A 26,626-nucleotide genomic window follows, 5' to 3' on the forward strand; every position below is an offset into this window, starting at 1 on the left:
GCAATGTGTTCTCGAGTTGACTGGTACTAATAGGCCGAGGACTTGCCCACAAACATGCTTCGCGTCCACTCTACAACTCTGAAACACCACACCACACTATAAAACAGTGGGTGTGTGACAAGGTGTTTCGGTGGTCATAGCGGCAGGGCCACGCCCGGACCCATTCCGAACCCGGAAGCTAAGCCTGCCAGCGCCGATGGTACTGCACCCGAAGGGGTGTGGGAGAGTAGGACACCGCCGAACAACAACCCCACCGAACGGCCCGCTGGGCAGCCACCACGGCCCCCCAGCGGGCCGTTCGCATGTTTACCCCCAACCTCACACGCGTCAGCCCGTCCCGCCACACCTCCGGGAACACCCGGCGGGTTCGCATGGCCATCCCCTTCACGTCGGCACGGCCCGCCGCGCCTGTCGGAGCGCTACCGGGAACGCCCGCCTGGCCGTTCGCATCACCACGACACCCAGCCAACTCACGCCGAACGGAAGGGCGCGGCAGACCGGTCCGCACACCGCAGGACCTGGGCCGCGAACGGCCGTTCGCACCACCCACCGAACGACGGGCCATCGGCGGGAACTGCGTGGCCGACGGGCTTCTGATCTCCGGGGCAGGGGCGTGCGTCGGTTGGGCGACGTCACGTCCGCCGCGGGGCGGGGAGCCGGGCGAGGGGCCGATTGCGGGTGACGGTCTCGCGCCCAGTCCCGCTCGCCCCACCACACCTCCGGAGAGCGCCGGGCGGACGGGTGCGCGCCCTCGACACGTGGCGTGCCGAATGGCCCCTTGACGCCATCCCACCACCTGGGGCGCGGGCCGCGCCGGGTGGTGGGTTCCGAGCTGCGCGACATGGCAGCCCGTCGGCGGCCCTGCGGGGCGGGTGACTGATCATGTCCGCCAGCTGCGCACGCGAGGGTGTGCCTTTCGCTGGCGGCGTAGTTCTCGGCCGTCCCCGCCCCGTGGCTCCCGGCGGGGATCACGGGGCGAGCAGCAGCGGCAACCGGCGGACCCCGGTCATGCTCGGGCTGGGGATGAACTCCGGCGGCGCCTCCGGGTCGGTACGGAACCGCGGAAAGCGGTCCAGCAACAGGTTCAGCGCCACCCGGCCTTCGAGCCGGGCCAGGGGAGCGCCGAGGCAGAAGTGGATGCCGCGGCCGAACCCGAGATGCGGGTTGGGATCGCGGGTGTGGTCGAACGCGCCCGGGTTCGGGAACTGGCGGGCGTCCCGGTTGGCTGCCGCGATCCACACCATGAGCAGTTGCTCGGCGGGCACCCGCTGCCCGGCCAACTCGACCTCGCCGGTGGTGGCCCGACCCACGGCGGCGAACGGCGTGAGGAAGCGCAGCGACTCCTCGATCGCGGCGGGAATCCTCGACCGGTCGGCCCGCACCGCTGCCGCCTGCTCGGATTGGGCGTCGAGGCACAGCACCGTGTTGCCGAGCAGCATCGTCGTGGTGATGTGCCCGGCGATCAGCAGGATGTTGGCGAAGTTGACCACTTCCTCCGTGCCGAGTCGCTCACCGTCCACCTCGGCCTCGACCAGCCGGGTGATGAGGTCGGCCCGGGGTCGGCGCCGGCGGTCGGCGACGTGCTCCCGCAGGTAGTCGGTGAACTGCCGGTTCTGCTCGAGCGCCGTCTCCACCATGCGCTGCTGCTCTTCGCTGCGGTCCACCAGGGAGATCTGCTCCGAGCTCTGCAACATCGCGTCCACCCACTGCCGGAACAGGTGCCGGTCGTCGCTGGGAACGCCCAGCAGCTCCGCGATGACGATCACCGGCAGCGGGTAGGCCAGGTCGTTGACCAGCTCCAGCCGGTCACCGCCGGTCACCGCGTCGAGTAGCTCGTTCGTCAGCGCGGCGATCCGCGGCTCCAGGTCGGCCATCACCTTCGGCGTGAAGGCGTGGCTGACCAACCGCCGCAGCTTCTGGTGCTCCGGAGGGTCCAGCTGCAGTAGGTTGCCCTCGGTACTCGACGCCAGTCCCGGTACGAGCCGACCGGTGTCGGACGAGAACGTGGCCGGGTCACCGAGCACCCGGAGCGCCTCCGGGTGTCCGTAGACGTTCCAGCCGCCGAAGTCGGCGTCGAACCGGACGGGTTGGTCCGGCACCTCGCCGCGCAGCCAGAAGTGCTGGGCGGGAAGGTCCCAGGTGTCGACGAGCGCGGTCATCGTTGCCTCCCTTGCGTGCCGGGCCTCAGCCGGACTCGGCGGCGTAGATCCATTTGCGGTAGCCGGTGATCAGGTTCTCGAACATCGCGCTCAGCTCGGCGGCCGCCGCGGCGAGCGCCGCCGGGTCGGGATCGCCGGGTGGCTCGAACGCGCAGCGCACGGTGTGCGCGAGGGCGTCGGCCCGCGCGTCGAGGTCGATCTCGCCGTAGCCGGGTTCGACGGCGTCGACCAGGTGGAACCCGACGGCCGTGGCCTGCATCGCCAGCGCGAGGTTCGGCAGGTCGGTGCGGAGCAACCCGTGCCGGGTCAGCACGGCGAAGAACTGGTCGGTGGCCAGCAGGTCCTGGCCACCGAGCGGGCCGTCCCGCAGCGCGCCGACGACATCGGTGTCGCCGGTGACCAGCGCTGCGAGCAGCGGGCTGCGGTGGGTGTCGAGGAAGGCGCCGCGGCTGAGGCGGTGCGGGCGGACCTCGGCGGGATCCCGGCGGAGCCGGTCGAGCAGCGCTTCGACCGGGGCCATCGACTCCCGGCGCAGCAGGGCTTCGAAGAGCTCCCTCTTGGTGCGCCAGTGCAGGTAGACGGTGCCCTTGCCGACGTCGGCGTGCCGGGCGATGTCCTCGATGGTCACCTTTCGGTAGCCGAGGCGCAGGAGCAGCGCGCCGGCGGCGTCGAGGATCCGGTCGGCACGTCCGGCGGCGCGGGGCGCGGGCTGCGACACGCCACCCTCCCTTCGTGACTCTTGACCAACTTCGAAATCTGGTCAACGGTCACGCTAGCAGCGTGGACGAGTGTCGGCAATGCCTTTCCGGCAGGTCAACCGGCTCACCCGAGGGGAGCCGGCGGGTGCGGCTACTGCCCCTGCTGCTCGGGCGGCGGGTAGCGGCGTTGCGCACGCTCGACCGCGGTCCCGGCGACACCGAGCGCGAGCATGCCGAGGCCGAGGCCCAGGTGCAGCCAGTTGTCGGCGGAGTCGAGGGGCACGAAGTTCGCCGGGCTGTGCCGGTCGACGAGGACGCCGTAGATCCACAGCAGCAGGTAGACCCCGCCGCCGAGGACGAGGAACGCCCGCGCCGCGCCGGCCCAGCGCGCCGTGACCAACCCCGCGACGCCGTAGCCGAGGTGCACCAGGTTGTGCAGCACGGACACGGCGAACACGCCGAGCAGCTGGGCGCCGGAGTCCGGCCCGGCGAAGCGCAGGTCGGCGTAGTGCGTGGTGACGCCGGGGACGAACCCCAGGACGCCGACCGCGAGGAAGACCACCCCGAGCAGGAGGGCGATCACCTGCACCGGGCGGCGGGCGGGCCGGGCCGTTCGAGCGTCCGCCGTGGACGAAGGCGCCATGACACTCTCCTCGGAACTCGTGCCGTCCCGGCCGGATACCCCTGGTAGTCGGCACCGAAACGGCACGAGAACCAGCGCGACCAAGCACGAATCCCGAGTGCCCCCACACCGCGAGATCTATCTTCAACACCGCGATATCCACGTTGGGGATCGACTTCTACGTCGGGGACCCAGCAATTCACGCGAATGCCAAGTCCGGGAGCTCGAGAGTGGCGCCGGAGCAGGAGTTCACGGTCGGGATCCCTTGTGGCGCAGCCACTCCCCCTCCCCACCCCGATCCGAACCCGGCCGTCGACACAATCGCGCTTCCGGGTGGGAGGACACCCCACGCGTCCCACCGCCTGGTGAAGGCACACCCCCACATTCCAGCTCGGGCAGCTGGGGACGGCGCCCACACGGAGAAGCCGATCACTAGACGCGGCGCGTCGGCAGTCTTCGGCATGGCCGGGCCGCTTTCCGTGCCCCGCGCGGGTCAGATCGAGCACGGGGGAGGGCGGATGAGCGAGCAGCGCGTCGGCGGCACCGTCCTCGGCGGCCCGCGGATCGGCCCGAACCGGGAGCCGACGCCGCCGTCACGCGCCCCGGCGGCACACCGCCGTCCGGTGCGGCCGTCCCGGTGACCAGTGGCCCGGGCGACTACCGCCGGTGCACGCGGACGTAGTCCACCCGCATGGACTCCTCCGTGACGGTTGGCGGGATCCGCGCGTAGACGAACATGTCCAGCAGCAGGGCGCCCTCACCGGCGTACGGCCCACCCCGGCACACCTCCCGGCCGTCGAGGTACCAGATGGTCTCGTCGGGGCCGAGCTGCTCGCCGATGGTGTGCCAGTCCTTCGTCAGATCCACCGGCGCGTCGTAGGCGCATCCGGTCCTGCCGCGGTAGTGGTTGGTGAAGTAGAGCCGGTGGTGGTTGTCGCTGTAGAACTCGTACGTGTCCTGCTCGTTGGAGCCGTCACCGTTCCACGTCCATGTGGACGGCCAGAACCCGCGGGCGTCCGGCAGCCACAGCCGGGTCTCGACGTAGTCCCCTGGCCGCACCCGGAACGACCGCTCCGGCTCGCGGCCACACGCCTGACCGGTGGTGATCAGTGGCCCGGACCACTCGTATCCCGGCTCCGGGTTGTTCCGCCGCGCGGTCATGGTGAGCACTCCGCCGCCCACCGCCAGCGCGTCCCAGGTGTGCCACTCCAGTTGCTGGTTCCCCTTGTTGCCGAGGCAGCGGTCGGCCTCGGCGTCCGAATAGATCGTCCACTTCGTCCGGTCGACTCGGTCGCCGGTGAACTCGTCGGCGAAGGTGACCGGCCAGCTCGCGCCGGGAGCGCCCGACGGCGCGACCGGCCCGGACACCGCGTCACCGGCGGGCACACCGGCACCAAGGACGAGTCCGGCCCACACCAACACCGCGCCGGCGGCGGCAACCCTGCGCATCGTCGTTCCCTTCCAACGCCTGCCTTCGGGACGACGAGTACGGTAGCGCGGGAGCGACCAAAGGTCCCGAACAACTTCCTTTGTTCGAAACGGATTCACGAACCCGGCCCCGGGCGGTGCCTCGGTGCGTGCTCAACGATGCCGGCGCCGCCACGTGGCCAGCCCGACCGGGGCCAAGGCCGCGGCGGCCACCGCGGCCAGCGCGCCCAGTCGCACCGGAGTGCGTGGCGGGGCCGGCCGCTCGGCGCCGTCCGGCCGCTCACCCCGCACGGCCGCGGCGAGCAGCTCGGCGCTGTGCAGCGGCCGGGCGCCGCCCGCGTGCTCGATCTGGGTACGGCAGCTGAACCCGTCGGCGAGCACCAGCGTTTCCCGATCGGCGCCACGCACCGCGGGCATGAGCTTGTCCTCGGCGCAGGCCATCGACACCTCGTAGTGCCCCTTCTCGAAACCGAAGTTGCCGGCCATCCCGCAGCAGCCGGCGTCGAGCACCTCGAGGTCCACTCCGGCCTCCCGCAGCACGGCCCGATCCGCGTCGAAGTGCATGATCGCGTGGTGGTGGCAGTGCGGCTGTGCCAGTGCCCTCGACCGCCCGGGGAGCCCTGTCGGCCGCCAGTCGCCCGCCCGCTCGCGCAGCAGCTCCGCCAGCGTCCTCGCCTGCCCGGCCAGCCGGTGGGCGTCCTCGTCCCCGTACAGCAGCTCCGGCAAATCGGCCCGGAACACCGCGCAGCAGCTCGGCTCCAGCACCACGACCGGTGTGCCGTCGCGCAGCTGTGGGCGCAGGATGTCCAGCGTGCGCCGCAGGACGCGCTTGGCGGTGTCGAGCTGCCCGGTGGAGATCCAGGTCAGCGCGCAGCACGGGGTCCGGTCCGGGATCTCCACCGCGAACCCGGCGGCCTCGAGCACCTCCACCGCGGCGCGCCCGACGGCCGGGTGGAAGTTGTTGGTGAACGTGTCCGGCCACAGCAGGACGGTGCCCCGTGCGCCGCTGCCCCGCGAGCCACGCTCGGTGAACCAGTCGACGAACCGGCGCTCGCCGAACACCGGCACCTCGCGCCGCCGGTCGACCCCGCCGGCGGCCTTGATCAACCGGGCCAGCGCGGGGGTGGCGGTGACGGCGTTCACCAGCCGCGGCGCGATCGTGGCGAGGCGGGCCCACAGCGGCAGCCAGCCCATCGAGTAGTGCGGCATCGGCCGGACCCGGCCGGCGTAGTGGTGGGACAGGAACTCGGCCTTGTACGTGGCCATGTCCACATTGACCGGACAGTCGCTGCGGCAGCCCTTGCAGGCCAGGCACAGGTCGAGGGCGTCGTGCACCGCCTGGGAGCGCCAGCCGTCGGTGATCTCCTCCCCGTTGAGCATCTCGAACAGCAGCCGGGCCCTGCCGCGGGTCGAGTGCTCCTCCTCGCGGGTGGCCCGGTAGCTCGGGCACATCACCCCGTCCTGGTTCCCCCGGCACTTGCCGACGCCGACGCATCGCCCGGCCGCCTCGCTGAACCGGTGCTTGTCGTGTGGGTAGGCGAAGTGGGTCGCCGGCTCCCACGGGTCGTAGCCGACCCCCTGCCGCAGGTTGCCGTCCAGCGGATCCGGGTGGACGACCTTGCCGGGGTTCATCCGGTTGCCGGGGTCGAACAGCGCCTTGAACTCCTCGAAGGCCCGGATCACGGTGTCGCCGAACATGATCGGCAGCAGCTCACCGCGGGACTGCCCGTCGCCGTGCTCGCCGGACAGCGAACCGCCGTAGGACGTCACCAGCCGCGCCGCGTCCTCGACGAACCGCCGGTACCGCGCGACGCCCTCGGCGGTGCGCAGGTCGAACGGGATCCGGGTGTGCACGCAGCCCTGCCCGAAGTGGCCGTACAGCGAGGCCGAGCCGTAGTCGTGACGGTCCAGCAGCTCGCGGAAGTCCCGCAGGTAGTCGCCGAGCCGGTCGGGCGGTACCGCCGCGTCCTCCCACCCCTCGTGCGTCTCCGGCCCGCCGGGCGGGTACGCGGTCGCCCCGAGCCCGGCCTCCCTGGCCGCCCAGACCCGCTTCTGCTCCTCCGGCTCCTCCAGGAAGGCGACCGCGGGCGCGTCCGACCCGTCGCGCAGGTCGTCGATCATGTCCCGGGCCTTGCCGTTGGCCTCCTCCTGGTCGTCGCCGGTGAACTCCACCATCAGCCAGCCGCGGCCCTCGGGCAGCTCGCGCAGTGCCTCCAGGGCGAGCCTGCGGCTGTGCTCCAGCTCGACCAGCCGGTCGTCCAAGCCCTCCAGTGCGGCCGGGCGGTAGGCGGCGATCCGGGGGATCTGGTCCGCCGCGACCGTGACGTCGGGGTAGCCGAGCACCACGAGCGTCTTCGCCGCCGGCACCTCGACCAGGTCGATCTCGGCGCGCAGCACGGTCACCAGGGTGCTCTCGCTGCCCACCAGCGCCTTGGCGACGTCGAAGCCCGCCTCCGACAGGAGGGACGGCAGGTTGTACCCGGACACCCGGCGGGGGATGTCGGGGAAGCGGGTGCGGATCTCCGCCAGGTACCGGTCGCGGAGCGCCCGCAGCCCGCGGTAGAGCTCGGCCCCGCGCCCGCCGGCGGCGAGGATCGCCGCGAACTCCTCCTCGCCGGTCGGCCCGACCCAGGTGCGCAGGCCGTCGTAGGTGAGGATCTCCAGCCGGCGCACCGAGTCGGCCATCTTGCCGTAGGCCTGCGCGCTGGCCCCGCACGAGTTGTTGCCGATCATTCCGCCGATCGTGCAGCTCACGTGGGTGGACGGCTTCGGCCCCACCATCAACCCGTACGGCGCCAGCTCGTCGTTGAGCTCGTCCAGTACGATGCCGGGCTCGACCACGGCGGTCCGGCGCTCGGGGTCCACGGACACCACCCGCCGGCAGTACTTGCTCCAGTCGATGACCACGCCGGTGTTGCAGCACTGACCGGCGAGGCTCGTGCCACCGCCGCGGGACAGCACGGACACGTCGTGCTCCCGGCACACCGCCACGGCCCGCTCCCCGTCCTCGACCGTGTACGGCAGGACCACGCCCAGCGGGAGTTGGCGGTAGTTCGACGCCGCCGTGGAGTAGGTCCCCCGCGTGCCGGCGTCGAACCGGACCTCGCCACTCACCCGGTCGCGCAGGTCGTCGGCGAGGGACACGTCGGTCATCGCGGTCACGGTTCCTCCTGGAGGGATTAGCGGGGCAGGTGCCGGGTAGCCGGTGGAAGAGGACTGCCCGAGCGAGCGGAGGAGGAAACATGCCCGAGACGGTTGGGGACTACGTCCTGCAGCGCCTGCGGGACTGGGGCGTCGAGGAGGTGTTCGGCTACCCAGGAGACGGGATCAACGGGATCGTCGCCGCGTTCGGCAAGGCGGACAACCAACCGCGGTTCGTGCAGTCCCGACACGAGGAGATGTCGGCGTTCGAAGCGGTCGGTTACGCGAAGTTCAGCGGCGCCGTCGGCGTCTGCCTGGCGACCTCCGGTCCGGGAGCGATCCACGTGCTCAACGGGCTCTACGACGCCAAGCTCGACCACGTCCCGGTGGTCGCGATCGTCGGTCAGACCGCGCGCAGCGCCATGGGCGGGCACTACCAGCAGGAGGTGGACCTGCAGGCGCTGTTCAAGGACGTCGCCAGCGACTACCTGGTCGAGGTCAACGTCGCCGAGCAGCTGCCCAACGCGCTCGACCGGGCGTTTCGCACCGCCGCCGCCCACCGCACGCCGACCGCGGTGATCATCCCGGCGGATCTGCAGGAGGAGGAGTACACCCCGCCGCAGCACGCGTTCAAGCACGTGCCCTCCAGCCCGCCCAGCTCCCCGCACCCGATCGTGATGCCGCCGGAGGACGAGATCGGCCGCGCGGCCGAGGTGCTCAACGCGGGGGAGAAGGTGGCGATCCTCGTCGGCCAGGGCGCCCGCAACGCCGCCGACGAGGTGCGGCAGGTCGCGGAGACCACCGGCGCCGGGGTGGCGAAGGCGTTGCTCGGCAAGGACGTGCTGTCCGACGAGCTGCCCTACGTCACCGGTGCCATCGGCCTGCTCGGTACCCGGCCGAGCTACGAGATGATGCGCGACTGCGACACGCTGCTCATCGTCGGCTCGAACTTCCCGTACACCCAGTTCCTGCCGGAGTTCGGCCAGGCCCGCGCGGTGCAGATCGACATCGACGGCAGCCTCATCGGGATGCGTTACCCGACCGAAATCAACCTCGTCGGCGAGGCCAAGCGCACGCTGACCGCGTTGCTGCCGCTGCTGCAGCACAAGGAGGACCGGTCCTGGCGGGAGACGATCGAGCGCAACGTCGTCGACTGGTGGCAGACGATGGAGCAGCAGGCGATGCTCGACGCCAAGCCGGTGAATCCGATCCGGGTGGTGCACGAGCTCTCCCCGCGGATCCCGGAGGACGCCATCGTCACCGCCGACTCCGGCTCCTCCACCAACTGGTACGCCCGCAACCTGAAGATGCGCGGCCGGATGCGCGGCTCGCTGTCCGGGACGTTGGCCACCATGGGTCCTGGTGTGCCGTACGCGATCGGCGCGAAGTTCGCCCACCCCGACCGCCCGGTGGTCGCGCTCGTCGGTGACGGGGCGATGCAGATGAACGGCATGGCCGAGCTGATCACCATCGCCCGCTACCAGCAGCTGTGGCAGGACCCCCGGCTCGTGGTGTGCGTGTTCCACAACAACGACCTCAACCAGGTCACCTGGGAGCTGCGCGCGATGGGCGGCGTGCCGAAGTTCGAGGAGTCGCAGAACATCCCGGACGTGTCCTACGCCGACTTCGCCAGCAGCCTGGGCATGACCGCGATCACCGTGCGGGACCCGAACGAGCTGGGTGACGCGTGGGACCGGGTGCTCGGCGCGGACGGGCCGGCCGTACTGGACGTGTTCTGCGACCCCGAGGTGCCGCCGATCCCGCCGCACGCCACGTTCGAGCAGATCAAGTCCACCACCGAGGCGCTGCTCAAGGGCGACCCGAACGCCTGGCACATCCTGGTGCAGGGCGCCAAGACCAAGGCACAGGAGTTCGTCCCGAGCCGCGGGTGACGGGCGTGGCGGGCGAGTCGGACACGATGATCCGGGAGGTGACCGCGGCGGCCTACCGGGTCCCGACGCCGACCCGGGAGGGCGACGGCACCCTCACCTGGGACGGCACCACCATGGTGGTGGCGCGGGTGGACTGCGGCGACACGGTCGGCGTGGGCTGGACCTACGCCGACCCGGCCTGCGTGGGGCTCATCCAGGGCGTGCTCGCCGAGGCGGTGCGAGGCGGGGACGTGCTGGACACCCCGGCCCGCTGGCACGCGATGCAACGCCGGGTGCGCAACCTCGGCCGGGTCGGCCTGGTGTCCTGCGCGATGTCCGCCGTGGACATCGCCGCCTGGGACGCGGCCGCCCGGCTGCGCGGGATGCCGCTCGCCCGGCTGCTCGGCCGGGTGCACGACAGCGTCGCGGTGTACGGCAGCGGCGGCTTCACCACCTTCGACGACGCCCAGCTCACCGCGCAGATCGAGCACTGGGTCGGGGACAAGGGCATTCCCCGCATCAAGATCAAGATCGCCGAGGGCTGGGGGAGCGCCGTGCACCGGGACCTCGCCAGAGTGGCCAGGGTCCGGCAGCTGGCTGGCTCCGGTACCGAGCTGTTCGTCGACGCCAACGGCGGCTACACCGTCGGCCAGGCGGTGCGGGTCGGCCGGCGGCTCGCCGAGTGGGACGTCACCTGGTTCGAGGAACCGGTCTCCAGCGACGACCTCGCCGGGCTGCGCCAGGTGCGGGCCGCCGTCGACGCCGACGTCACCGCCGGCGAGTACGGCTACGACCTGCCGTACTTCGCTCGCATGATCGGGGCCGACGCGGTGGACTGCGTCCAGGTGGATGCCGTCCGCTGCGGCGGGTACACCGAGTGGTTCCGCATCGCCGCGGTCGCCGCCGCGCACAACCTGGACGTCTCGGCGCACACCGCGCCCAACGTCTCGGTGCACGCGGCCGTCGGCACGCCCAACTTCCGGCACGTCGAGTGGTTCGCCGACCACGAGCGTGTCGAGCCGATGCTGTTCGACGGGGGGCTCGACCCGGTGGGTGGCCGCGCCGCCCCGGACCTGTCCGCACCCGGCCACGGCATGACGCTCAAGGAAGCCGACGCCGAGCGTCACCGCGTGGCGTGACCGGTGTCGCCGTCGGGGGAGCGGCGATTACCCCGGCCGGTGGACGGGTAGTAGCCGAGGCGGGGGACGGGGCAACCGAGCGAGAGGAGCGTGCACCCAGTGTCGACACCATTGGAGGACTACGCGCTCATCGGGGACACCTACACGGCGGCACTGGTGAGCCGGAGCGGGTCGATCGACTGGCTGTGCCTGCCGCGGTTCGACTCGAGCGCGTGCTTCGCGGCACTGCTCGGCGGTCCCGAACACGGGCACTGGACGCTCGCGCCGAAGGGTGACGGGTGGACCGTCCGGCGCCGGTACCTCCCGGACAGCCTGGTGCTGGAGACCACCTACTCCTGTCCCGAGGCAGAGGTGCGGGTGCTCGACTGCATGCCGGTGCGAGGCGACGAGCCCGACCTGCTCCGCCGGGTCGAGGGCGTGCGCGGCCGGGTGCTCGTGCGGAGTGAGCTGATGCCGCGGTTCGACTACGGCAAGGCCATGCCGTGGCTGAGGTCGGAGGGGCGCCGGTTGCACGCGGTGGCCGGGCCGGACCACCTCACCCTGGACTCCGACCTGGAGCACGACGTGTCCGCCGAGGACCACGCGGAGGTGGACTTCTCCGTGGGGGCCAGTGACGCGGTGGACTTCCGGCTGTCCTGGAGCCTGCCGGAGGAGGAGGTCACCGCGGCTTTCGACGTCGGCGCGGCGATCGAGGAGACCGCCGAGTGGTGGCGGACCTGGACCGACTGCTGCAGCTACTCGGGTGAGTACCGGGACGCGGTGGTCCGGTCACTGATCACCTTGAAGGCCCTGACCTACGCTCCCACCGGCGGCATGGTCGCCGCCCCCACCACCTCCCTGCCGGAGCAGCTCGGCGGGGTGCGCAACTGGGACTACCGCTACTGCTGGATCCGGGATGCCACGTTCACCCTGCTGGCGCTGCTCGCCGCCGGCTACGACGAGGAGGCGAAGGAGTGGCGGGAGTGGCTGCTGCGTGCCGTCGCCGGCCGGCCGGAGCAGATGCAGATCATGTACGGCGTGGACGGCCAGCGCCGGCTGCCGGAGCTGGAGCTGGGCTGGCTGCCGGGCTACGAGGGCTCGCGGCCGGTGCGCATCGGCAACGACGCCGCCCAGCAGTACCAGCTCGACGTCTACGGCGAGCTGATGGACGCGCTGCACCAGGCCAGGGCGCACGGGATTCCGCCGAACCCGGACGCCTGGCGGCTGCAGCGCCGGCTGATGGACTTTCTGGAGGGGCACTGGCAGGACCCGGACAACGGAATCTGGGAGGTGCGCGGGCCGCAGCGGCACTTCACCCACTCCAAGATCATGGCGTGGGCGGCGGCCGACCGGGCGGTCAAGGCGGTGGAGGACTTCGGCCTCGACGGCCCGGCCGAGAAGTGGAAGCGGCTGCGCCAGGAGATCTTCGACGAGGTGTGCAAGCGCGGCTACGACCCGGACCGGAACACGTTCACCCAGTACTACGGGTCGCAGAGCCTGGACGCCGCACTGCTGATGATCCCGAACGTCGGGTTCCTTCCGGCCACCGACGACCGGGTGCGGGGGACGGTCGCCGCGGTGGAGAAGGAGCTGCTGCAGGACGGGTTCGTCCAGCGGTACACGATGACCGCGGCCACCCAGCACATCGACGGCCTGCCCAGCGGCGAGGGGGCCTTCCTGCCGTGCACGTTCTGGCTCGCCGACAACTACATCCTGCAGGGCAACGTCGACAAGGGACGGGCGCTGTTCGAGCGGATGCTCGATCTGCGCAACGACGTCGGGCTGCTGTCCGAGGAGTACGACCCGCACACCGGGCGGTTGGTCGGGAACTTCCCGCAGGCGCTGTCGCACATCCCGCTGATCGACACGGCGTTCAACCTCACCACCCGCCGCGGGCCCGCGCAACGCCGCGCCGAGACCGGCGAACAGCAACGGCGGGGCATCTGACGGTCGCTCCTTCAGAGGGGCCGTCTTCAGAGGGTGTCGTCGTCCGGGGCGTCGACGTGCTGGGTCAACCAGAGCGCCGCCCCGGACGCGGCGGTGAGCACGAACCCGGCCAGGCTCATCAACGGTATCCCGAGGACCAGCCCGGTGAGCAGGAGCAGGGCGGCGCCGACCAGCGCGCTGCCGTACGGCCACCGGCGGCGGCCGAGCTGCTCGGTGAACCGCCGGTCCAGCTCCGGGTCCTCGGCGCGGATCCACTGCTCGATCTCGGCGAGTGAGCGCCGTTCGGACTCGCTCAACATGACGGTCCACCTCCTTCCGCTGGTCTCACCGCGGTCGTGGCTCGCGGTCACCCGGCGACGTCGACTCCCGGTGGCGCTGCCGGAAGGTGATCGCCGCGCTCGCCCCGGCCAGCAGTACCACGACGATGCCCACCACGACGTCGTTGGCGACGGCCCTGGGCGCGTCGGTGCCGGCGTCGTAGCCGAGCACGAACGGCGCCGCGATCAGCCACCCGCCGAGCACCACGTTGACGACGCTGAACCACGGCACCTCCCGCGGGGAGACGGTGCGCACCAGCGCCAGCACGGCGATCGCGATGCCGATCACCACGTCGTTCCAGTAGCCCGGCCGGCCCCACCCGGTGTGTGCGTAGTCCAGCGCGAACGGCGCGCTGGCCAGCCAGACGCCGGCGAGGAAGGTGAGCCCGCTGGGCAGGCCGGCCCCGAACGATCCCGAGCGCGGGCGGAAGACGTCGGTCGCGGGGTGGACGTACGGTGCCGCCGCCGACGCCCACGGCGGGGTGTCGCTCAGCCGGCCCTCCCGGTGAGCGAGCTCGTCGGGTTGCCGAGCGTACTGCTCGGGGTACTGGTGGGGGCCCGCCATCGCCGTCCTTCCGGAGCATGTGTGGTGGCACCGCGCGTGCGGTCTCCCTCCCCGGCTACCCCGCCCGATCGGGTGGCATACGGTGCCACCGCTCGCGTTTACCCATTCGTGACCGGCCGTGGGCGCGGAGCAGGGCATGCGCGGCGGCCCGGCCCGGGATCCCCGCGACGCCCCCGACCGGCGCGGTGCCCGCACCGGAGATGACCAGGCCTGGCACCGGGGTGCGGTGCCCACCGAGCGCGGGAACCGGTCGCAGCGGACCGAGTTGGTCGAGGGTGGGGTCCAGGTGCATGGGGTGCGCGCCGGGCCAGTCCAGCTCCCGGGCCATCCGCTCCGGGGAGCGGAGCCGGCGGGCGAGGATCGCGTCGCGGAAGCCCGGCGCCCGCGCCTCCACCGTGTCGATCATCCGCTCGGCAAACCCCGCCAGTGCGCGGTCCCAGCCGCCGCGCAGCCGGAAGGGAACCGCGGGGCAGGCGAGGTACACGGTGTGCCGCCCCGGCGGGGCCAGCGTGCCGTCCAGCGCGCTCGGGGTGAACGCGTAGGTCGGCACCGGGTCGTCGGGCAGGTGGCCGGCGCGCGCCTGGGCGAACCCCGCGGCGAGCGCGTCAAGGCTGTCCACGAAGGACTGCAGTCCCGACCAGTCGCCGGGACGCGCACCGGGGTAGCGGGGCAGTGCGTCGGCGGCCACGAACACCGGCAGCTGGACGGCGTTGCCGCGGTGGGCGGCGCGCAGCGCGCGGGCGAGCGGTGCGGCCAACGGAGGGTCGAGCAGCGTGAGCAGCGCGACCCTCGGGTCGATCGCGGTGACCACCCCGTCGACCGCGAGCCGCTCGCCCGAGGCCAGCTCGACGCCGGTGACCCCGCCGCTGCCATGGGTGATCCGCGCGACCCGAGCGCCGGTGCGCCACCGCCCGCCGAAGGACTCGAGCCGACGGCGGAGCGCGTCGACGAGGGCCTGGGCGCCGCCGACGGGGTGCCACTGGCCGACCTGGTGGTAGAAGGCCTGCCAGAGGCCGAACAGAGCACCGCCGGGGTCGTCGGGGCCGGCGGACGCGTGCGCGGCGAACGCCGCGACCGGAGCCCGCACCAGCTCGCTGTCCAGCCTCTCCCGCAGCATCCGGCCGTAGGGCGAGAGAACCAGCCGGAGCAGCTCGAGCGGGCCGCCGTTGCGGCCGAGCGCCCGCGCGGCGGCCGGCACGACACCGGGAAGCCGGCGCAGCCGCCGGGGCAGCGGATCGCCGGGCAACCCGGCGCGCAGCGCGGTGATGACGGGCAGCGCGGCGTGCATCCAGTCGGCGTACCGGCGGGCCTCGGCCGGGTCGACCTCGGCGATCGAGGCGACCGTGCGCTCGACGCTGCGGTGGAACCGGATGATCGGGCCGCCGGCGAGGACCGCGACGGAGAACGGGTCCATCTCCCGGTACACCAGCCCGGCCTCGCGCAGCCGCAGCTCGGTGCCGATGTCCGTGGCGTTGATGATGTTGTGCGCGACCGAGTGGAGGTCGAACCGGAAGCCGGGCACCAGCTCGGCGGTCCGGGACCCACCACCCAGCGTGTCGGCCTGCTCGAGGACCACGACGTCGACCCCGGCGCGGGCGAGGTAGCAGGCGGCGACCAGGCCGTTGTGCCCGCCGCCGACGACCGCCGCGCGCATCGGCCCCTCCTTGCTCTCGCTACCGCCGCCGGGGTACCCGCGCGGCCGGGTGACGAACCGAGTGGACGGGCGCCACCCGGGGTACTCCGCGCCGGACGGATCCCGGCGAGCAGGAGGTGGCGATGCGCATCGGCAGGCGGAGCACGCCGGAGGCGGCGCGGTTGAGCATGCGGTTCCGTGCCGGCGGTGGCCCGGCGCTGGCCCGGCAGCGGGCCACCGTGGTGAGCGCGCTGGTGGCGAGTGCGGCGTTGAGTACCGTCGGCTGCTACCAGCTCGGGTTGATCCGGCACCTGCCCGACCCGCCACTGCCGATGTTCGACTCGGACACCGTGGACGCTTCCGGGGAGGCGTACGTGGTGGGCCGCACCCCCGACGGCATCGCGGCCGCGGCCAGCGCGATGGCGACCGCGGCGCTGGCCGTGTGGGGCGGCCCCGGCGTCCGGCGGCCGAAGCTGTTGCGGGTGCTGACCGCGATCAAGGCGACCGGCGACGCCACCGGGGCGGTGCTGCTGTTCGTGGAGCAGCTGCAAACCCATCGCAAGCTGTGCTCCTGGTGCACCCTGGCGAGCCTGGCGCACCTGGTGACGGTGCCGCTGACCCTGCCGGAGGCGCTGCGCGACTGAGCCGGCGGTCAGTGGTGGAGGTCGCGCCGCGCGGGCAGCTCGCTCCAGGGCCGGTGCAGCCGTACCCGCCCCGCTTCGAGATCGACGTCGCCGATCGGGCGTACCGGATCCTCCGGTGCAGGAACCGGGCCACCGTCCGGAACAGCGCGGGGCCGCGCTCGCCGGTGGGCTCGTAGCCGAACAGCCTTCACCGGCGGGTGCCCACGAGGAACCCGTCGACGACCAGCGCGACACCCCGGACCGCCCCCGCTTCGACGCGGGTGCGGATGTCCACGACCCCGCCGCGCCGCGGCCGTCCGGGTCGACGACCGGCAGCCCCAGCAGCGGGATCGCCGCGACCGCCGCGACGACCACCACGCCGAGGATCACCAGCCCGAGCGCGTTGCTCAGCTCGCCGAGCAGCGCCCGCGCCCGGTGGACCAGGTGGAGCACCTCGGCGCGGTGCGGCTCGCCGGGCGGGACGCCGTGGAGCTCGCTCTCCTGCTCGGTCAGCTCCCGTTCCGCGTCGAGCATCACCCCGAGCGACACGGTGGGGGCGTGCTCGCGCAGCGCGGCGTCCGCGACCAGCCGCATCACCTCGACCTGGGAGTGGGCCCTGTCGGCGGCCAGCTGGAGGGCGGAGCCGGTGGACAGTGCCCAGCTCGCGCACCCACCAGTACCGGCGAGGAAGACTGCCAGCAGCGCAACACGCGAAGCGTATAACAGTCTATACGGCGTGGCTGCGTAGTCGAAACTCACGGCTGCGGTCACCACCGAGAATCGGCTGAGGACGGCGGTCACGGCAGCGCGTCGAGGAAGGGGCGGTGGCTGCGCTGGAACTCCCAGCCGTAGTAGCCGTCCCAGTTGATCGACCACGTCATCAGGCCGCGCAGTCCCGGCGAAGGACCGCCGCGCAGCGCGTATCCGCCGCAGTCCCGACCCCAGGCCAGGCAGGTCAACGCCTGGTGCACGGTGGCGGGGGCGAGGTGGCCGTTGCCGGCGTTGACCGCCGCCGGCAGGCCGACGGCGATCTGGTCCTCCCGCAGCGCGGGGAAGGTGTGACCGGTGCGGGCGACCGGGAAGCCGGCCTTGAGCATGTCGGTCATGGCGATGGGGAAGTCCGCGCCACCCATGAAGTGGTACTGGCCGTCGAGGCCCATGACCGGTCCGGAGTTGTAGTTCTGGACCTGCAGGACCGCCAGCCGGTCCCGCAGCGCGTGGATCACCGGAAGGTAGGCGCCGGTCCGGTTGTCCCCGCTGCCGGCCCCGCCGTAGAACTGGTACCCAACCTGGACGAAGAAGGTCTCCGGGGCCATCGTCAGCACGAAGTCGGGGCCGTAGCGGGCGGTGAGGGTGCGCAGCGCGGAGATGAGGTTGACGATCACCGGCGTGGTGGGGTCACGGAAATCGGTGTCGCCGCGGTCGAGGTAGAGCGAGTGGCCCTCGAAGTCGATGTCCAGGCCGTCGAGGCCGTACCGGTCGATGATCGCCGACACCGAGCTGACGAACCGGTCGCGGGCCGCCGTGGTGGTCAGCTGCACCTGACCGTTCTGCCCGCCGATGGAGATGAGCACCTTCGCGCCGCGGGCCTGCTTGGCACGGATCGCGGCGACGAACTCCGCCTCGCTCTCCACGCCCGCGCACTCGCTGGCCGGGCAGCGGGTGAAGCGGATGTCGCCGGAGGTGACCGAGGTGGGCTCGCCGAACGCCAGGTTGATCACGTCCCAGTCGTCCGGCACGTCGGCCAGCCGAACGTAGCCGGAGCCGTTGGCGAAGCTGGCGTGCAGGTAGCCGACGAGCGCGTGCCGGGGGAGTGCCGCGCTGGCCCTGGCCGTGGCGGGGGTGCCGAGCGCGGTGAGCAGCGCGAGGACCAGGACGTACACAAGGGACGGTCGGCGCATGGTGGTCCTCCCGAGGCTCAGGGAAGCGTGTCCAGGTGGGGCCGCACGGTGCGGGCGAAGGCGTTGCCGTTGCTGACGTCCCAGTTGATGGACCAGGTCATCGCGCCGCGGATGTCGGGGTAGGTGCGCGGCGGCGTGAAGGTGCCGCAGGACGTGCCGCGGGCCAGGCAGTCGAGGGCGTCGTTGACCATCGACGGCGGGACCACGCCGCCACCGGCCGCGCCGGGACCGGCGGGCAGGCCCAGTGCCACCTGGTCGGGCCGCAGGCCGTTCTCCAGTTGGATGCACGCGAGCGCGGTGAGGAAGTCAAGCGTGCCCTGGTGGTAGGCGCGCGACTGGTCACAGCCGAGCATGGAGCCGGAGTTGTAGAACTGGGTGTGCACGACCGTGAGGATGTCCCGGATGTCCAGGGCGAGCCGGAAGTACGCCCCGCCGGTCGACTGCATGTCGAGGGTCTGCGGCGCCATGGTGATGATCAGTCCGGGACCCACCTGGGCGCGCAGCGAGCGCAGGGCCTGGGCCATGTAGGTGGGGTTGAGCCCGTTCTCCAGGTCGATGTCCACCCCGTCGAACCCGAACTCCTGGAGCAGGGCGTGCATGCTGCGGGCGAAGTTCCCCGCCGCCGCGGAGCTGCCGACCGAGACCCGCCCGGCCTCGCCGCCGACGGAGAGGATCACCGTCGTGCCACGGGCCTTGAGCGCGTGGATGTCCGCCTTGACGTCGGCGTCGGTGTAGCCGCCGAGGGCGTGGGAGAGCTCGGGGTCGACGCCGAACGTGACCTCGCCGGGCGTGCCGGTCGCCTCGGCGAACGCGACCGCGACGAGGTCGTAGGCGGCGGGGACGTCGCGCAGCCGCAGCTCCACCGCGGGGTTGACGAAGTTGTGCCAGTAGCCGGTGAGGAAGTGACGGGGGAGCGGGCTCCGCGGGCAGCCGGTGGTGGTGGCGGTGATCGGGTCGCCGTGGGCCGACTCGGCGGTGTCGGTGTGGGCGGTGACCGTGAAGGTGTGGGTGGAGCAGGCGGGCAGCCCGCCGATCGTGGCGGAGGTACCGGTCACGGTGGCGCGGACGGAGCCGGCCTCGTGGACCCGGTAGCCGGTGACCGGACCGGGCGCGGCGGTCCAGGCGAGCGTGATACTGGACGAGGTGGTGCCGGTGACCCGGGTGTCGGTGGGCGCGGCGGGCCGGCTCGGCTCGCCGGGGTCTCCCGGACCGCCGGCGCAGTCGGCGCCGTTGAGCCGGCAGCGGGTGGGGGTGCCCGGACCGGTGGCGAGGAAGCCGAAGGACACCGACGCGCCGGGGGTGATCGTGGCGTTGTACTCGCGGTGGGTGAACGTGTGCCGCTGGCCGTCGCGGGTGGCCAGGGCGTCCCAGTGGCTCCCGACCGAGGTGCCGGCCGGGAGCTCGAACTCCACCCGCCAGCCGGTGATCGTGGTCGGTCCGCCGTTGGTGATGGTGTAGCGGCCCTCCCAGCCGGAGCCCCAGTCGGCGACCTTGCCGAAGGTGGCGCTCGGTGCGCCGGTGGTGCCGGGTGTCACCGCGTGGCCGGGCGGTGCGACCAGTCCGGCCACGGCGAGCACCAGGGTGGCGAGGACGGCCAGCGGGCGAAGGGCGAGGGCATGGGACATTCCGGCCTCCCGGACGGTGCGCAGGGGTACACCGTGCGTCCCTAATGTCTAGACCAATCGAGGAAGGGTTGTCCAGACCACTTAAGTAGGGAGTGGCGACGCGGGCCGGGAGGTCGATGCGACCGAGGCGGTGCCGAGGTGGCCGCGGGGTCTCGGGACGCCGGCGGAACACCTCGGTCCGCCGGCCGTCCCGAACCCGGGTGGTCGCTCAGGCGGGCGCCGGTGGGCCCGGCTCGTTGGTCAGCCGGCGAACCTCGGTGGTCACCAGCTGCCTGGCCCGCGCGGCGCTCGCGGCGTACGCGGTGACCCGCAGCGCCGTGTGGCCGTGCACGGCGACGTCCACCGCGGAGGCGTCGTCCACGCGCACCCGCTCGGCCGGCATGTCCCTGGTGTCCAGCACCAGGTGAGGGGCGCCGTTGACCGGCTCGGGCTCGTCGACCTGCTGGACCTGACCGTTGGCGAGCAGCGCGCGGCAGGTCCACGCGCGCGCCACGAACCCGGTCTCGGTCGGCACCACCGGCACCGGCTCGACGCGGTGGCCGGGCCCGAGCTCCCCGGCCAACCGTTCGGCGGGCTCGCGCTCGGCCCACGCGCCGAGCAGTTCCGGAGGGTCGGCGCTGGTACGGACGATCACGAACAGTTCGCTCGCGTTCTCCATACCGCGATCTTGCCACCAGGGCTGCTCGGTCGCCGAACGGCGTTGCGCCACGGGCACCCGTGAAGACCGCGGTCCCGAACGTAGATCTCGGCGTCCTGAACATCGATTCTCGCGGGTCAGGCGGGCTTGGTGGCGCGGGCGGTGGCCGAGTGCAGGTCGCCGCCGACGGCGTGGGTCGGGGTGATGGTGACGTCGGTGAAGCCGGCGGCGCGCAGCCCCTCCCGGTACTCGGCGAAGCTCAGTGCTCCGGCGATGCAGTCCACAGAGGATCCGCGCTCGGCGCGCCCGGCTGGAGTGAGCTCGTCGTCGGCGACGACGTCGGACACGCCGACTCGCCCTCCGGGCACGAGCACGCGGAACATCTCGGTGAACACGGCCGGCTTGTCCACCGAGAGGTTGATCACGCAGTTGGAGATCACCACGTCGATGGTGCCCGCCGGCAGTGGGACCGCCTCGATGGTCCCCTTCAGGAACTCGACGTTGGTCACCCCGGCCTTGCGCGCGTTGCCTTGCGCGAGCGCCAGCATCTCCTCGGTCATGTCCAGGCCGTAGGCCTTGCCGGTGGGCCCCACCCTGCGGGCGGAGAGCAGCACGTCGATGCCGCCGCCGGAGCCGAGGTCCAGTACCCGCTCCCCGGCCCGCAGCTCGGCGACCGCCGTCGGGTTGCCGCAGCCCAGCGACGCGGCCACCGCCTCCGCGGGCAGCGCGTCCCGCTCGGCGGCCGCGTACAGCGCCGCGCCGAAGCCGTCCTCCACCTCCACCGCCCGGGGGTCACAACATCCACCGCCGGCGTCGCCGACGGCGGTCGCGGCCGCGGCGTACCGCGCCCGGACCGACTCCCGCGGGTCGGACTGCTCGCTCATCTCGGTGTCCTCTCGCCGGCCGACCCACCAGGGAGCCGGGCTTCATCGAAGTTCGTCGATTCCAGGTGGCGGATTCCATCTTGCGCACGGAATCGAAGCCCGTCAATATAGACGCATGTCGAATCACGAGGAGCTGGCGTCGTGCTGCGCGCGATGCTGACCGCACCGCTGACGGAGGACCAGGCCGCCGAGCTGGCGGCGGTGTTCAAGGCGCTGGGCGACCCGGTGCGGCTGCGGTTGCTGTCGATCATCGCCTCACGGGCCGGCGGCGAGGTCTGCGTCTGCGAGCTGACTCCGGAGTTCCCGCTGTCCCAGCCGACCATCTCGCACCACCTCAAGCTCCTCCGGCAGGCCGGCCTGATCGACGGCGAGCGGCGTGGCACCTGGGTGTATTACCGGCTGGTGCCAGAGACCACCGAGCGTCTCGCCGCCCTCCTCGCCAGCCCCGGCGGTGAGCCGCCGGCCGGTGAGCGGCGGGCGGCCGCCGAGCCCGCGGGGGCTCCGGCGTGACCGGCACCGCCGTCCCGCGGGTGGAGTCGGTCACCCGCCGGTTGCCGGTGGTGGACCGGTTCCTCCCGGTGTGGATCGCCGCCGCCATGGCCGGAGGTGTGCTGGCCGGGCGCTGGGTCCCCGACCTGGAGGCCGGGTTGAACGCGGTCACCGTCGACGGGGTCTCCCTGCCGATCGCGCTCGGCCTGCTGGCGATGATGTTCCCGGTGCTGGCCAAGGTCCGCTACGACCGGCTCGGCACGGTCACTGGCGACCGCGCGCTGCTCTGGCCCTCGCTGGTGCTGAACTGGCTGATCGGACCGGCGTTGATGTTCGCGCTGGCCTGGCTGCTGCTACCCGACCTGCCGGCCTACCGCACGGGGCTGATCATCGTCGGCCTCGCCCGCTGCATCGCGATGGTGATCATCTGGAACGACCTGGCCGGCGGCGACCGCGAGGCCGCCGCCGTACTGGTCGCGCTGAACTCGGTGTTCCAGGTGGTGGCCTTCGGTGCGCTGGCCTGGTTCTACCTCGCCGTGCTGCCCGGCTGGTTGGGACTGCCGCAGGCCGAGCTGGACGTGTCCGGCTGGCAGATCGCCCGCGGGGTGCTGATCTTCCTCGGCATCCCGCTGGCCGCCGGCTACCTCGCCCGCCGATGGGGCGAGCGGCTTCGTGGCCGGGACTGGTACGAGGGCACGTTCCTGCCCAGGGTCGGGCCCTTCGCGCTCTACGGGTTGCTGTTCACCATCGTGGTCCTGTTCGCGCTGCAGGGCCGGCAGATCACCGACCGCCCGTGGGACGTCGCGCGGATCGCGCTGCCCCTGCTGGCCTACTTCGCCCTGATGTGGGCCGGCGCGTACGCGTTCGGCACGGCGCTCGGCCTGAGCTACGAGCGCACCACGACACTGGCGTTCACCGCCGCCGGCAACAACTTCGAGCTGGCCATCGCGGTCGCGATCGCCACCTTCGGTGCCACCAGCGGGCAGGCCCTCGCCGGTGTGGTCGGCCCGCTGATCGAGGTGCCCGTGCTGGTGGCGCTGGTGTACGTCGCGCTGGCGCTGCGCCGCCGGTCTCGGCTCGCCGTGTCCACGGGGTCCAGAGAGTCCACTGTGTCCACTGTGTCCGGCGCGACCGCCGGGTCCACTCGGGAAGGTTCCACCGGGGAATGACGACGAACGAGGAGACCGCCGCCGTGTCCACCCCACCCGAAGTCCTGTTCGTCTGCGTGCACAACGCCGGCCGGTCACAGATGGCCGCCGCGCTGCTCGACCACCACGCCCGCGGCAGGGTCACCGTCCGCTCGGCCGGGTCCGCGCCGGCCGAGACCGTCAACCCGGCCGTGGTCGCCGCGATGGCCGAGCTGGGGATCGACCTGTCGCGGGAGTTCCCGAAGCCGCTCACCACCGACGCGGTGCGGGCCGCCGACGTGGTGGTCACCATGGGCTGCGGTGACGCCTGCCCGGTCTTTCCCGGAAAGCGTTACCTGGACTGGCGGCTCGACGACCCGGCGGGCCGGCCGGTCGAGGAGGTCCGTCCCATCCGCGACGAGATCGACCGCAGAGTCCGCGCCCTGCTCGCCGCGCTGGTCCCGGCCGGATCGTGACCACGGCGGCTCGACGGCGTCGACCCGCACGTGCCGCTGGCCGACCAGCTCGGCGCGCTGGCCGAGCTGCGGGACGAGGGTACGATCGCCCACATCGGACTGTTCGAGGTGACCGTGGCGCGGCTCGAGCGGGCCGGTGGCTGGTGGACGTGGTTGCGTCAACCGGTGTGAGGCGTCCCCCGCACTCCTCGGCCGAGCCGGAGCGCGTTCTCCTGGATTCGCCGGAGCATCCGGCGGAACTCCGTGCGCTCCTCGGTGGACAGTCCCGCGTACAGTTCGGCCTCGATTCCGTCGACCACCGTCCACAGCGCGGCGACGGCATGCTCGCCGGCGTCGGTGATCGCGACGTCCGGGCCGGTGCGGGCGAGGTAGCCGCGGTCGACCAGCGGGTCCAGCGCGCCGGCGCGCTCGTCGCCGGTGAGACCGAGTTCGCGGGTCAGCTCGTCGACGGGGGTTCGCCGGTCGCACGCGACGATCATCAGCGCGACGACCTGGGTGGCGTCGAGCTCGTCGGCGGCCAGCCGGGCGTCGAAGGCGGCCCGGACGAAACGGGCGGTGACACCGAGGTCGCGGCCCAGGGTGGCGCGAATGCGGTCGGTCAGCATGGCGAGCACCATCCTCATGCGCAGTTCGTAGATGCCGATGCCGGCGGCCACCCCGACGTTGAGCGATTCCACCGGTCCGGCCATCGGGATGCGGACGACGAGATCCGTGGCGGCCAGGGTCTCCTCGTCGACGCCGTGCGTCTCGTTGCCGACCACCAGCGCCAGCCGATCGCCGCGTAGCGGGGCCAGTGACTGGACGTGCCGGCCACGGGGACTGGTCGCCACCACCTGGAACCCGGCGTCCCGCAGGCCCGCGACGGCACGGGCCGGTGTGGGGTAGCGCCGTACCCGGGTGGTGAGCGCGGTGCCCCGGGCGGCTTGCAGCACCCTGCGGGCGGTGAGGTCGGTGTCGGGTCGGTGAGCACGACCTCGGCGACTCCGAGGGCGCGTGCGGTGCGCACCACCGTGCCGAGGTTGCCGGGATCGGCGACGTCCGCGCAGGCGATCACGAAGTCGTCGGGATACGGCGCCGCGCCCGGGATCTCGGGCGGCACCGGGGCACGGCGAGCCAGCGGACCGGCTTGGTGCTCCCGGCTGCCTTCGCCAGCAGCCCGGCCCGGACGCGGTGGACGGGGATTCGTGCCGCGGCCAGCTCCCGGGCCAGTTCGTCGTCCGGTCCGTCCTCGGCACACAGCGCGTAGTCGAGCGTGGCACCGGCGGACAGCGCCTGCGCGATCAGCGCCGGCCCGTCGAGCAGGCACCGGCTCGCGGCGATCCGGCCGGCCCGGCTGGTCAGCTGCCTGGCCCGCTGGATCAGGTCGTGCTTGACGGAGTCGATGACCACGGGCCGCATTCTGTCACCCACGGTCACCGCTGCGGCCGTCCGGTTCGTGGTCGCGGTCCGGTGCTCGCGGTGTGAGATTGGTCCCAGTGCCGTGGGCGGGTGGCCGGGCGTCCGTCGGCCCGGTGGAGGTGGCCAACGCGGTGCCGGTGCTGGTCGGCGCGGTCGTCGCGGCGGTGAGGGGGCCGAGCGGGCCGGGCACGGCGACGGCGGGCGTGGCCGGGCCAAACGCCGCGAGGTAGCGGCGGACCAGCCGGCGCAGGTCCTCGGCGGTCGGCTCCGGCCGCACTCCGGTCCACTCCGCGGCGGGGAACGGCGTGGCGCCGTGGGTGTTCCACGTGCCGCTGGGTGCCGGGTGCACCAGCGGCTCAAGGTACTGCACGGTCCAGCCCAGGGCGGACGGATCTCGTCCGCGGTGTCACACGAGCGGGCGGCCGGTCCGCAGCCGGCGACGGAGGTCCCACAGGCAGACGTTGTAAGGGAACTCGCGCAGCATCCGGGGCAGTCGGGTGGCCACAACGGCGATCATCCGCATCAGCAGGTCGAACCGGCGCTGCTGGCGGGGCGACCAGTCCAGCCGCATCTCCGCGCGGAACCGCGCGGGGAGGAATCCGGTGGTGACGAACCGGTGGAACGGGCCGAGCAGCCGGCTGACCGGGCGCGGGAACATCCGCAGCGTGGCGATGTCGTACAGGTAGGTTCGCACGGTGTCGTCGATATGGATTCGGTCGAGCGTGTCGTTCCAGTACCGCTCGAACGTCGCCCGTTCCGCGGGCCACATCTCCGGCCGCACCTGCAGTGTGGTGCCCAGGGCGGCCGAGGCGGAGTAGACCCGCTCGAGGTCGTCGGGGCCGGTGGGGCCGCCGAACACGCGGTAGATGTCCTCCACCCCGCGGTACAGGCACGCCGCGACCCAGAGTTGCAGCTCCGGGTCGAACGCGGAGTAGCGCACCGGGCTGGACTCGGTGGAGTAGACCTGGGCGTGCTGGCGGTTGACCGCGCGGCGGTAGGCGCCACGTTCCTCGTCGGTGCCGAGCATCGCGACCACCAGGTAGGTGAGCGTCGTGCGGGTCCGCTTCACCGGGTGCCGGAAGACGTTCCCGCTGTCCACCCGGCTCTCCACCACGCCGTAGCCGACGGCGGGCAGCGCCAGCTGCATGATCACGTTGGCCGCGCCGGCGAGCAGCCCCGCGCCGATGATCGTGTGCTCGCGGACGTCCGGCCGGAGCTCGACGATGTGGTCGCTGGGGGCCATGCGGCACCTCCCGGGGCGGCGGACGCTATTTGCTCACGCCCGTTCGCAAAAAGGAAACCTCGTGTCGGACCGAGGTGTCAAGATGGGGCCATGGAGTCGACACCGCTGCGGACCTACGGTGGGGTTCCCGGCGCCGACCGCAGGGCCGAGCGGCGGGCGCAGCTGATCGAGGCCGGGCTCGAGCTGCTCGGCGCCGCCGGCGATGCGGCGGTCGGGGAGGGGACCCTGTCGGTGCGCGGCGTGTGCCGGCAGGCCGGGCTGGCCGCCCGCTACTTCTACGAGAGCTTCGCCGACCGGGACGCGCTGGCGGTCGCGGTGTACGACCACGTCGTCCAGGAGTTGGCGGCGGTGACCCTGGAGGCGGTCGAGGCCGCGCCGCCGGAGGCCGGGGCGAAGGTGCGCGCCGGGCTGGGCCGGCTCGTGCGGCACGTGGCGGAGGACCCGCGCCGCGGCCGGTTGCTGTTCTCCCCGATACTGGGCAGCGGCGTGCTCGCCGAGCGGCGCGCCGAGTCGACGCGGCTGTTCGTCCGGTTGCTCGGCCTGCAGGCCCGCGAGTTCTACGGGATCGGCGGCGGCGCCCGGCTCGACGTGGCGGCCGAGGTGCTGGTCGGCGGGCTCGCCCAGGTGCTCACGTCGTGGCTGGCCGGCACCCTGCGGCTGGGCGAGGAGGAGGTCGTCGCGCACTGCGCCGAGATCTTCCTCAGCATCGCCGAGGCACGGTGAG

24 protein-coding genes, 1 rRNA gene and 2 pseudogenes are annotated in these 26,626 nt (G+C 72.6%); 11 read left to right on the plus strand and 16 right to left on the minus strand.

Translation table 11 applies throughout. The features are described from left to right. Positions 1-126: 126 nt before the first annotated feature. Positions 127-243: ribosomal RNA gene (gene rrf, locus BM051_RS22280) — 5S ribosomal RNA — on the plus strand. 725 nt (positions 244-968) lie between these two features. Here rrf and BM051_RS22285 read toward each other — a convergent pair. The 3 genes from BM051_RS22285 to BM051_RS22295 all read right to left on the minus strand — a co-directional run bounded on the left by BM051_RS22285 (position 969) and on the right by BM051_RS22295 (position 3,500). After that, entirely contained in the window at positions 969-2,159 is a 1,191-nt protein-coding gene (locus BM051_RS22285; protein WP_092533896.1) for a cytochrome P450, read from the minus strand. Between the two features lie 25 nt (positions 2,160-2,184). Then, complete coding sequence (locus tag BM051_RS22290) at positions 2,185-2,877, minus strand: TetR/AcrR family transcriptional regulator (protein WP_092533899.1); 693 nt, start codon at positions 2,875-2,877, stop codon at positions 2,185-2,187. A gap of 131 nt (positions 2,878-3,008) precedes the next feature. Beyond that, positions 3,009-3,500, minus strand: coding sequence for a DUF4383 domain-containing protein (locus BM051_RS22295; protein ID WP_092533902.1), 492 nt, complete (start codon positions 3,498-3,500; stop codon positions 3,009-3,011). 497 nt (positions 3,501-3,997) lie between these two features. Here BM051_RS22295 and BM051_RS30375 point away from each other — a divergent pair, with 497 nt between their 5' ends. After that, complete coding sequence (locus tag BM051_RS30375) at positions 3,998-4,120, plus strand: hypothetical protein (protein ID WP_279587063.1); 123 nt, start codon at positions 3,998-4,000, stop codon at positions 4,118-4,120. A 16-nt stretch (positions 4,121-4,136) separates the two neighbouring features. Here the strand turns inward: BM051_RS30375 and BM051_RS22300 are convergent, their stop codons facing one another. Together BM051_RS22300 and BM051_RS22305 are read right to left on the minus strand one after the other, a co-directional pair. Beyond that, entirely contained in the window at positions 4,137-4,928 is a 792-nt protein-coding gene (locus BM051_RS22300; protein WP_092533905.1) for a glycoside hydrolase family 16 protein, read from the minus strand. A 132-nt stretch (positions 4,929-5,060) separates the two neighbouring features. Beyond that, on the minus strand, positions 5,061-8,060 hold the full coding sequence (locus tag BM051_RS22305) for an FAD-binding and (Fe-S)-binding domain-containing protein (RefSeq protein ID WP_092534465.1): 3,000 nt from the start codon (positions 8,058-8,060) through the stop codon (positions 5,061-5,063). An 89-nt stretch (positions 8,061-8,149) separates the two neighbouring features. On the opposite strand from BM051_RS22305, the gene BM051_RS22310 reads away from it, so the two are divergent. The 3 genes from BM051_RS22310 (at position 8,150) to BM051_RS22320 (ending at position 12,984) form a co-directional block, all read left to right on the plus strand. Next, entirely contained in the window at positions 8,150-9,940 is a 1,791-nt protein-coding gene (locus tag BM051_RS22310; protein ID WP_092533908.1) for a thiamine pyrophosphate-requiring protein, read from the plus strand. Positions 9,941-9,945: 5 nt separating this feature from the next. Further along, positions 9,946-11,058: an enolase C-terminal domain-like protein gene (locus BM051_RS22315; RefSeq protein ID WP_341770829.1), complete on the plus strand. Its 1,113-nt coding sequence runs from the start codon at positions 9,946-9,948 to the stop codon at positions 11,056-11,058. Between the two features lie 99 nt (positions 11,059-11,157). Further along, positions 11,158-12,984 carry a glycoside hydrolase family 15 protein gene (locus BM051_RS22320; RefSeq protein WP_092533911.1) on the plus strand — a complete coding sequence of 609 codons (1,827 nt, stop codon included), beginning with the start codon at positions 11,158-11,160 and terminating at the stop codon, positions 12,982-12,984. 26 nt (positions 12,985-13,010) lie between these two features. Here BM051_RS22320 and BM051_RS22325 read toward each other — a convergent pair whose 3' ends face one another. The 3 genes from BM051_RS22325 to BM051_RS22335 are packed head-to-tail and all read right to left on the minus strand — an operon-like array spanning position 13,011 to position 15,520. Continuing rightward, positions 13,011-13,283 carry a DUF3040 domain-containing protein gene (locus BM051_RS22325; RefSeq protein ID WP_092533914.1) on the minus strand — a complete coding sequence of 91 codons (273 nt, stop codon included), beginning with the start codon at positions 13,281-13,283 and terminating at the stop codon, positions 13,011-13,013. Between the two features lie 25 nt (positions 13,284-13,308). Continuing rightward, positions 13,309-13,866: an SPW repeat protein gene (locus BM051_RS30030; RefSeq protein ID WP_092533917.1), complete on the minus strand. Its 558-nt coding sequence runs from the start codon at positions 13,864-13,866 to the stop codon at positions 13,309-13,311. A gap of 55 nt (positions 13,867-13,921) precedes the next feature. Next, positions 13,922-15,520 (minus strand): phytoene desaturase family protein, encoded by a 1,599-nt coding sequence (locus tag BM051_RS22335; RefSeq protein ID WP_092533920.1) that lies wholly within the window; start codon positions 15,518-15,520, stop codon positions 13,922-13,924. A gap of 122 nt (positions 15,521-15,642) precedes the next feature. Between BM051_RS22335 and BM051_RS22340 the strand changes: the two genes are divergently transcribed. Further along, entirely contained in the window at positions 15,643-16,143 is a 501-nt protein-coding gene (locus BM051_RS22340; protein WP_092533923.1) for a vitamin K epoxide reductase family protein, read from the plus strand. A gap of 776 nt (positions 16,144-16,919) precedes the next feature. Here the strand turns inward: BM051_RS22340 and BM051_RS22350 are convergent. From BM051_RS22350 to arsM, 4 genes are all read right to left on the minus strand, one after another. After that, on the minus strand, positions 16,920-18,023 hold the full coding sequence (locus tag BM051_RS22350) for a chitinase (protein WP_092533929.1): 1,104 nt from the start codon (positions 18,021-18,023) through the stop codon (positions 16,920-16,922). A gap of 17 nt (positions 18,024-18,040) precedes the next feature. Continuing rightward, positions 18,041-19,648, minus strand: coding sequence for a chitinase (locus BM051_RS22355; RefSeq protein WP_243859716.1), 1,608 nt, complete (start codon positions 19,646-19,648; stop codon positions 18,041-18,043). Positions 19,649-19,856: 208 nt separating this feature from the next. Next, positions 19,857-20,306 (minus strand): hypothetical protein, encoded by a 450-nt coding sequence (locus BM051_RS22365; protein ID WP_092533933.1) that lies wholly within the window; start codon positions 20,304-20,306, stop codon positions 19,857-19,859. 116 nt (positions 20,307-20,422) lie between these two features. Further along, on the minus strand, positions 20,423-21,169 hold the full coding sequence (gene arsM, locus BM051_RS22370; RefSeq protein WP_092533936.1) for an arsenite methyltransferase: 747 nt from the start codon (positions 21,167-21,169) through the stop codon (positions 20,423-20,425). A 153-nt stretch (positions 21,170-21,322) separates the two neighbouring features. On the opposite strand from arsM, the gene BM051_RS22375 reads away from it, so the two are divergent. From BM051_RS22375 to BM051_RS28660, 4 genes and pseudogenes are all read left to right on the plus strand, one after another. Then, positions 21,323-21,679, plus strand: coding sequence for an ArsR/SmtB family transcription factor (locus BM051_RS22375; protein ID WP_092534471.1), 357 nt, complete (start codon positions 21,323-21,325; stop codon positions 21,677-21,679). Next, a complete protein-coding gene (arsB, locus tag BM051_RS22380) occupies positions 21,676-22,827 on the plus strand; it encodes an ACR3 family arsenite efflux transporter (RefSeq protein ID WP_092533939.1) in 1,152 nt (383 codons plus the stop codon). Before BM051_RS22375 ends, arsB begins: the two co-directional genes overlap by 4 nt. Next, positions 22,824-23,261, plus strand: coding sequence for an arsenate reductase ArsC (locus BM051_RS22385; RefSeq protein WP_092533942.1), 438 nt, complete (start codon positions 22,824-22,826; stop codon positions 23,259-23,261). Before arsB ends, BM051_RS22385 begins: the two co-directional genes overlap by 4 nt. A 27-nt stretch (positions 23,262-23,288) precedes the next feature. Next, positions 23,289-23,432 (plus strand): annotated as a pseudogene (locus BM051_RS28660) (hypothetical protein); the annotation flags it as partial. On the opposite strand, the gene BM051_RS22390 reads toward BM051_RS28660, so the two are convergent. From BM051_RS22390 to BM051_RS22400, 4 genes and pseudogenes are all read right to left on the minus strand, one after another. After that, entirely contained in the window at positions 23,420-24,307 is an 888-nt protein-coding gene (locus tag BM051_RS22390; RefSeq protein WP_279587068.1) for a TrmH family RNA methyltransferase, read from the minus strand. The pseudogene BM051_RS28660 and the gene BM051_RS22390 sit on opposite strands and share 13 nt — an antisense overlap. A 4-nt stretch (positions 24,308-24,311) precedes the next feature. After that, a complete protein-coding gene (locus BM051_RS29205; RefSeq protein WP_166677812.1) occupies positions 24,312-24,650 on the minus strand; it encodes a hypothetical protein in 339 nt (112 codons plus the stop codon). Positions 24,651-24,663: 13 nt separating this feature from the next. Next, positions 24,664-25,050: pseudogene (locus BM051_RS22395) on the minus strand (DNA glycosylase AlkZ-like family protein); the annotation flags it as partial. 15 nt (positions 25,051-25,065) lie between these two features. Further along, positions 25,066-25,902: an oxygenase MpaB family protein gene (locus tag BM051_RS22400; protein WP_092533950.1), complete on the minus strand. Its 837-nt coding sequence runs from the start codon at positions 25,900-25,902 to the stop codon at positions 25,066-25,068. A 90-nt stretch (positions 25,903-25,992) separates the two neighbouring features. Here BM051_RS22400 and BM051_RS22405 point away from each other — a divergent pair, with 90 nt between their 5' ends. Further along, positions 25,993-26,625, plus strand: coding sequence for a TetR/AcrR family transcriptional regulator (locus BM051_RS22405; protein WP_092533953.1), 633 nt, complete (start codon positions 25,993-25,995; stop codon positions 26,623-26,625). Position 26,626 lies beyond the last annotated feature (1 nt).

The organism is Amycolatopsis arida (genome assembly GCF_900115565.1).
GTDB classification, from domain to species: Bacteria; Actinomycetota; Actinomycetes; order Mycobacteriales; family Pseudonocardiaceae; genus Yuhushiella; species Yuhushiella arida.

Coding starts and splice junctions, on each gene's coding strand:
- BM051_RS22285 (WP_092533896.1), bottom strand. CDS start 2,159: ATGACCGCGCTCGTCGACACCTGGGACCTTCCCGCCCAGCACTTCTGG.
- BM051_RS22295 (WP_092533902.1), bottom strand. CDS start 3,500: ATGGCGCCTTCGTCCACGGCGGACGCTCGAACGGCCCGGCCCGCCCGC.
- BM051_RS30375 (WP_279587063.1), top strand. CDS start 3,998: ATGAGCGAGCAGCGCGTCGGCGGCACCGTCCTCGGCGGCCCGCGGATC.
- BM051_RS22300 (WP_092533905.1), bottom strand. CDS start 4,928: ATGCGCAGGGTTGCCGCCGCCGGCGCGGTGTTGGTGTGGGCCGGACTC.
- BM051_RS22305 (WP_092534465.1), bottom strand. CDS start 8,060: ATGACCGACGTGTCCCTCGCCGACGACCTGCGCGACCGGGTGAGTGGC.
- BM051_RS22310 (WP_092533908.1), top strand. CDS start 8,150: ATGCCCGAGACGGTTGGGGACTACGTCCTGCAGCGCCTGCGGGACTGG.
- BM051_RS22325 (WP_092533914.1), bottom strand. CDS start 13,283: ATGTTGAGCGAGTCCGAACGGCGCTCACTCGCCGAGATCGAGCAGTGG.
- BM051_RS30030 (WP_092533917.1), bottom strand. CDS start 13,866: ATGGCGGGCCCCCACCAGTACCCCGAGCAGTACGCTCGGCAACCCGAC.
- BM051_RS22335 (WP_092533920.1), bottom strand. CDS start 15,520: ATGCGCGCGGCGGTCGTCGGCGGCGGGCACAACGGCCTGGTCGCCGCC.
- BM051_RS22340 (WP_092533923.1), top strand. CDS start 15,643: ATGCGCATCGGCAGGCGGAGCACGCCGGAGGCGGCGCGGTTGAGCATG.
- BM051_RS22350 (WP_092533929.1), bottom strand. CDS start 18,023: ATGCGCCGACCGTCCCTTGTGTACGTCCTGGTCCTCGCGCTGCTCACC.
- BM051_RS22355 (WP_243859716.1), bottom strand. CDS start 19,648: ATGTCCCATGCCCTCGCCCTTCGCCCGCTGGCCGTCCTCGCCACCCTG.
- BM051_RS22365 (WP_092533933.1), bottom strand. CDS start 20,306: ATGGAGAACGCGAGCGAACTGTTCGTGATCGTCCGTACCAGCGCCGAC.
- arsM (WP_092533936.1), bottom strand. CDS start 21,169: ATGAGCGAGCAGTCCGACCCGCGGGAGTCGGTCCGGGCGCGGTACGCC.
- BM051_RS22375 (WP_092534471.1), top strand. CDS start 21,323: ATGCTGACCGCACCGCTGACGGAGGACCAGGCCGCCGAGCTGGCGGCG.
- BM051_RS22385 (WP_092533942.1), top strand. CDS start 22,824: ATGACGACGAACGAGGAGACCGCCGCCGTGTCCACCCCACCCGAAGTC.
- BM051_RS22400 (WP_092533950.1), bottom strand. CDS start 25,902: ATGGCCCCCAGCGACCACATCGTCGAGCTCCGGCCGGACGTCCGCGAG.
- BM051_RS22405 (WP_092533953.1), top strand. CDS start 25,993: ATGGAGTCGACACCGCTGCGGACCTACGGTGGGGTTCCCGGCGCCGAC.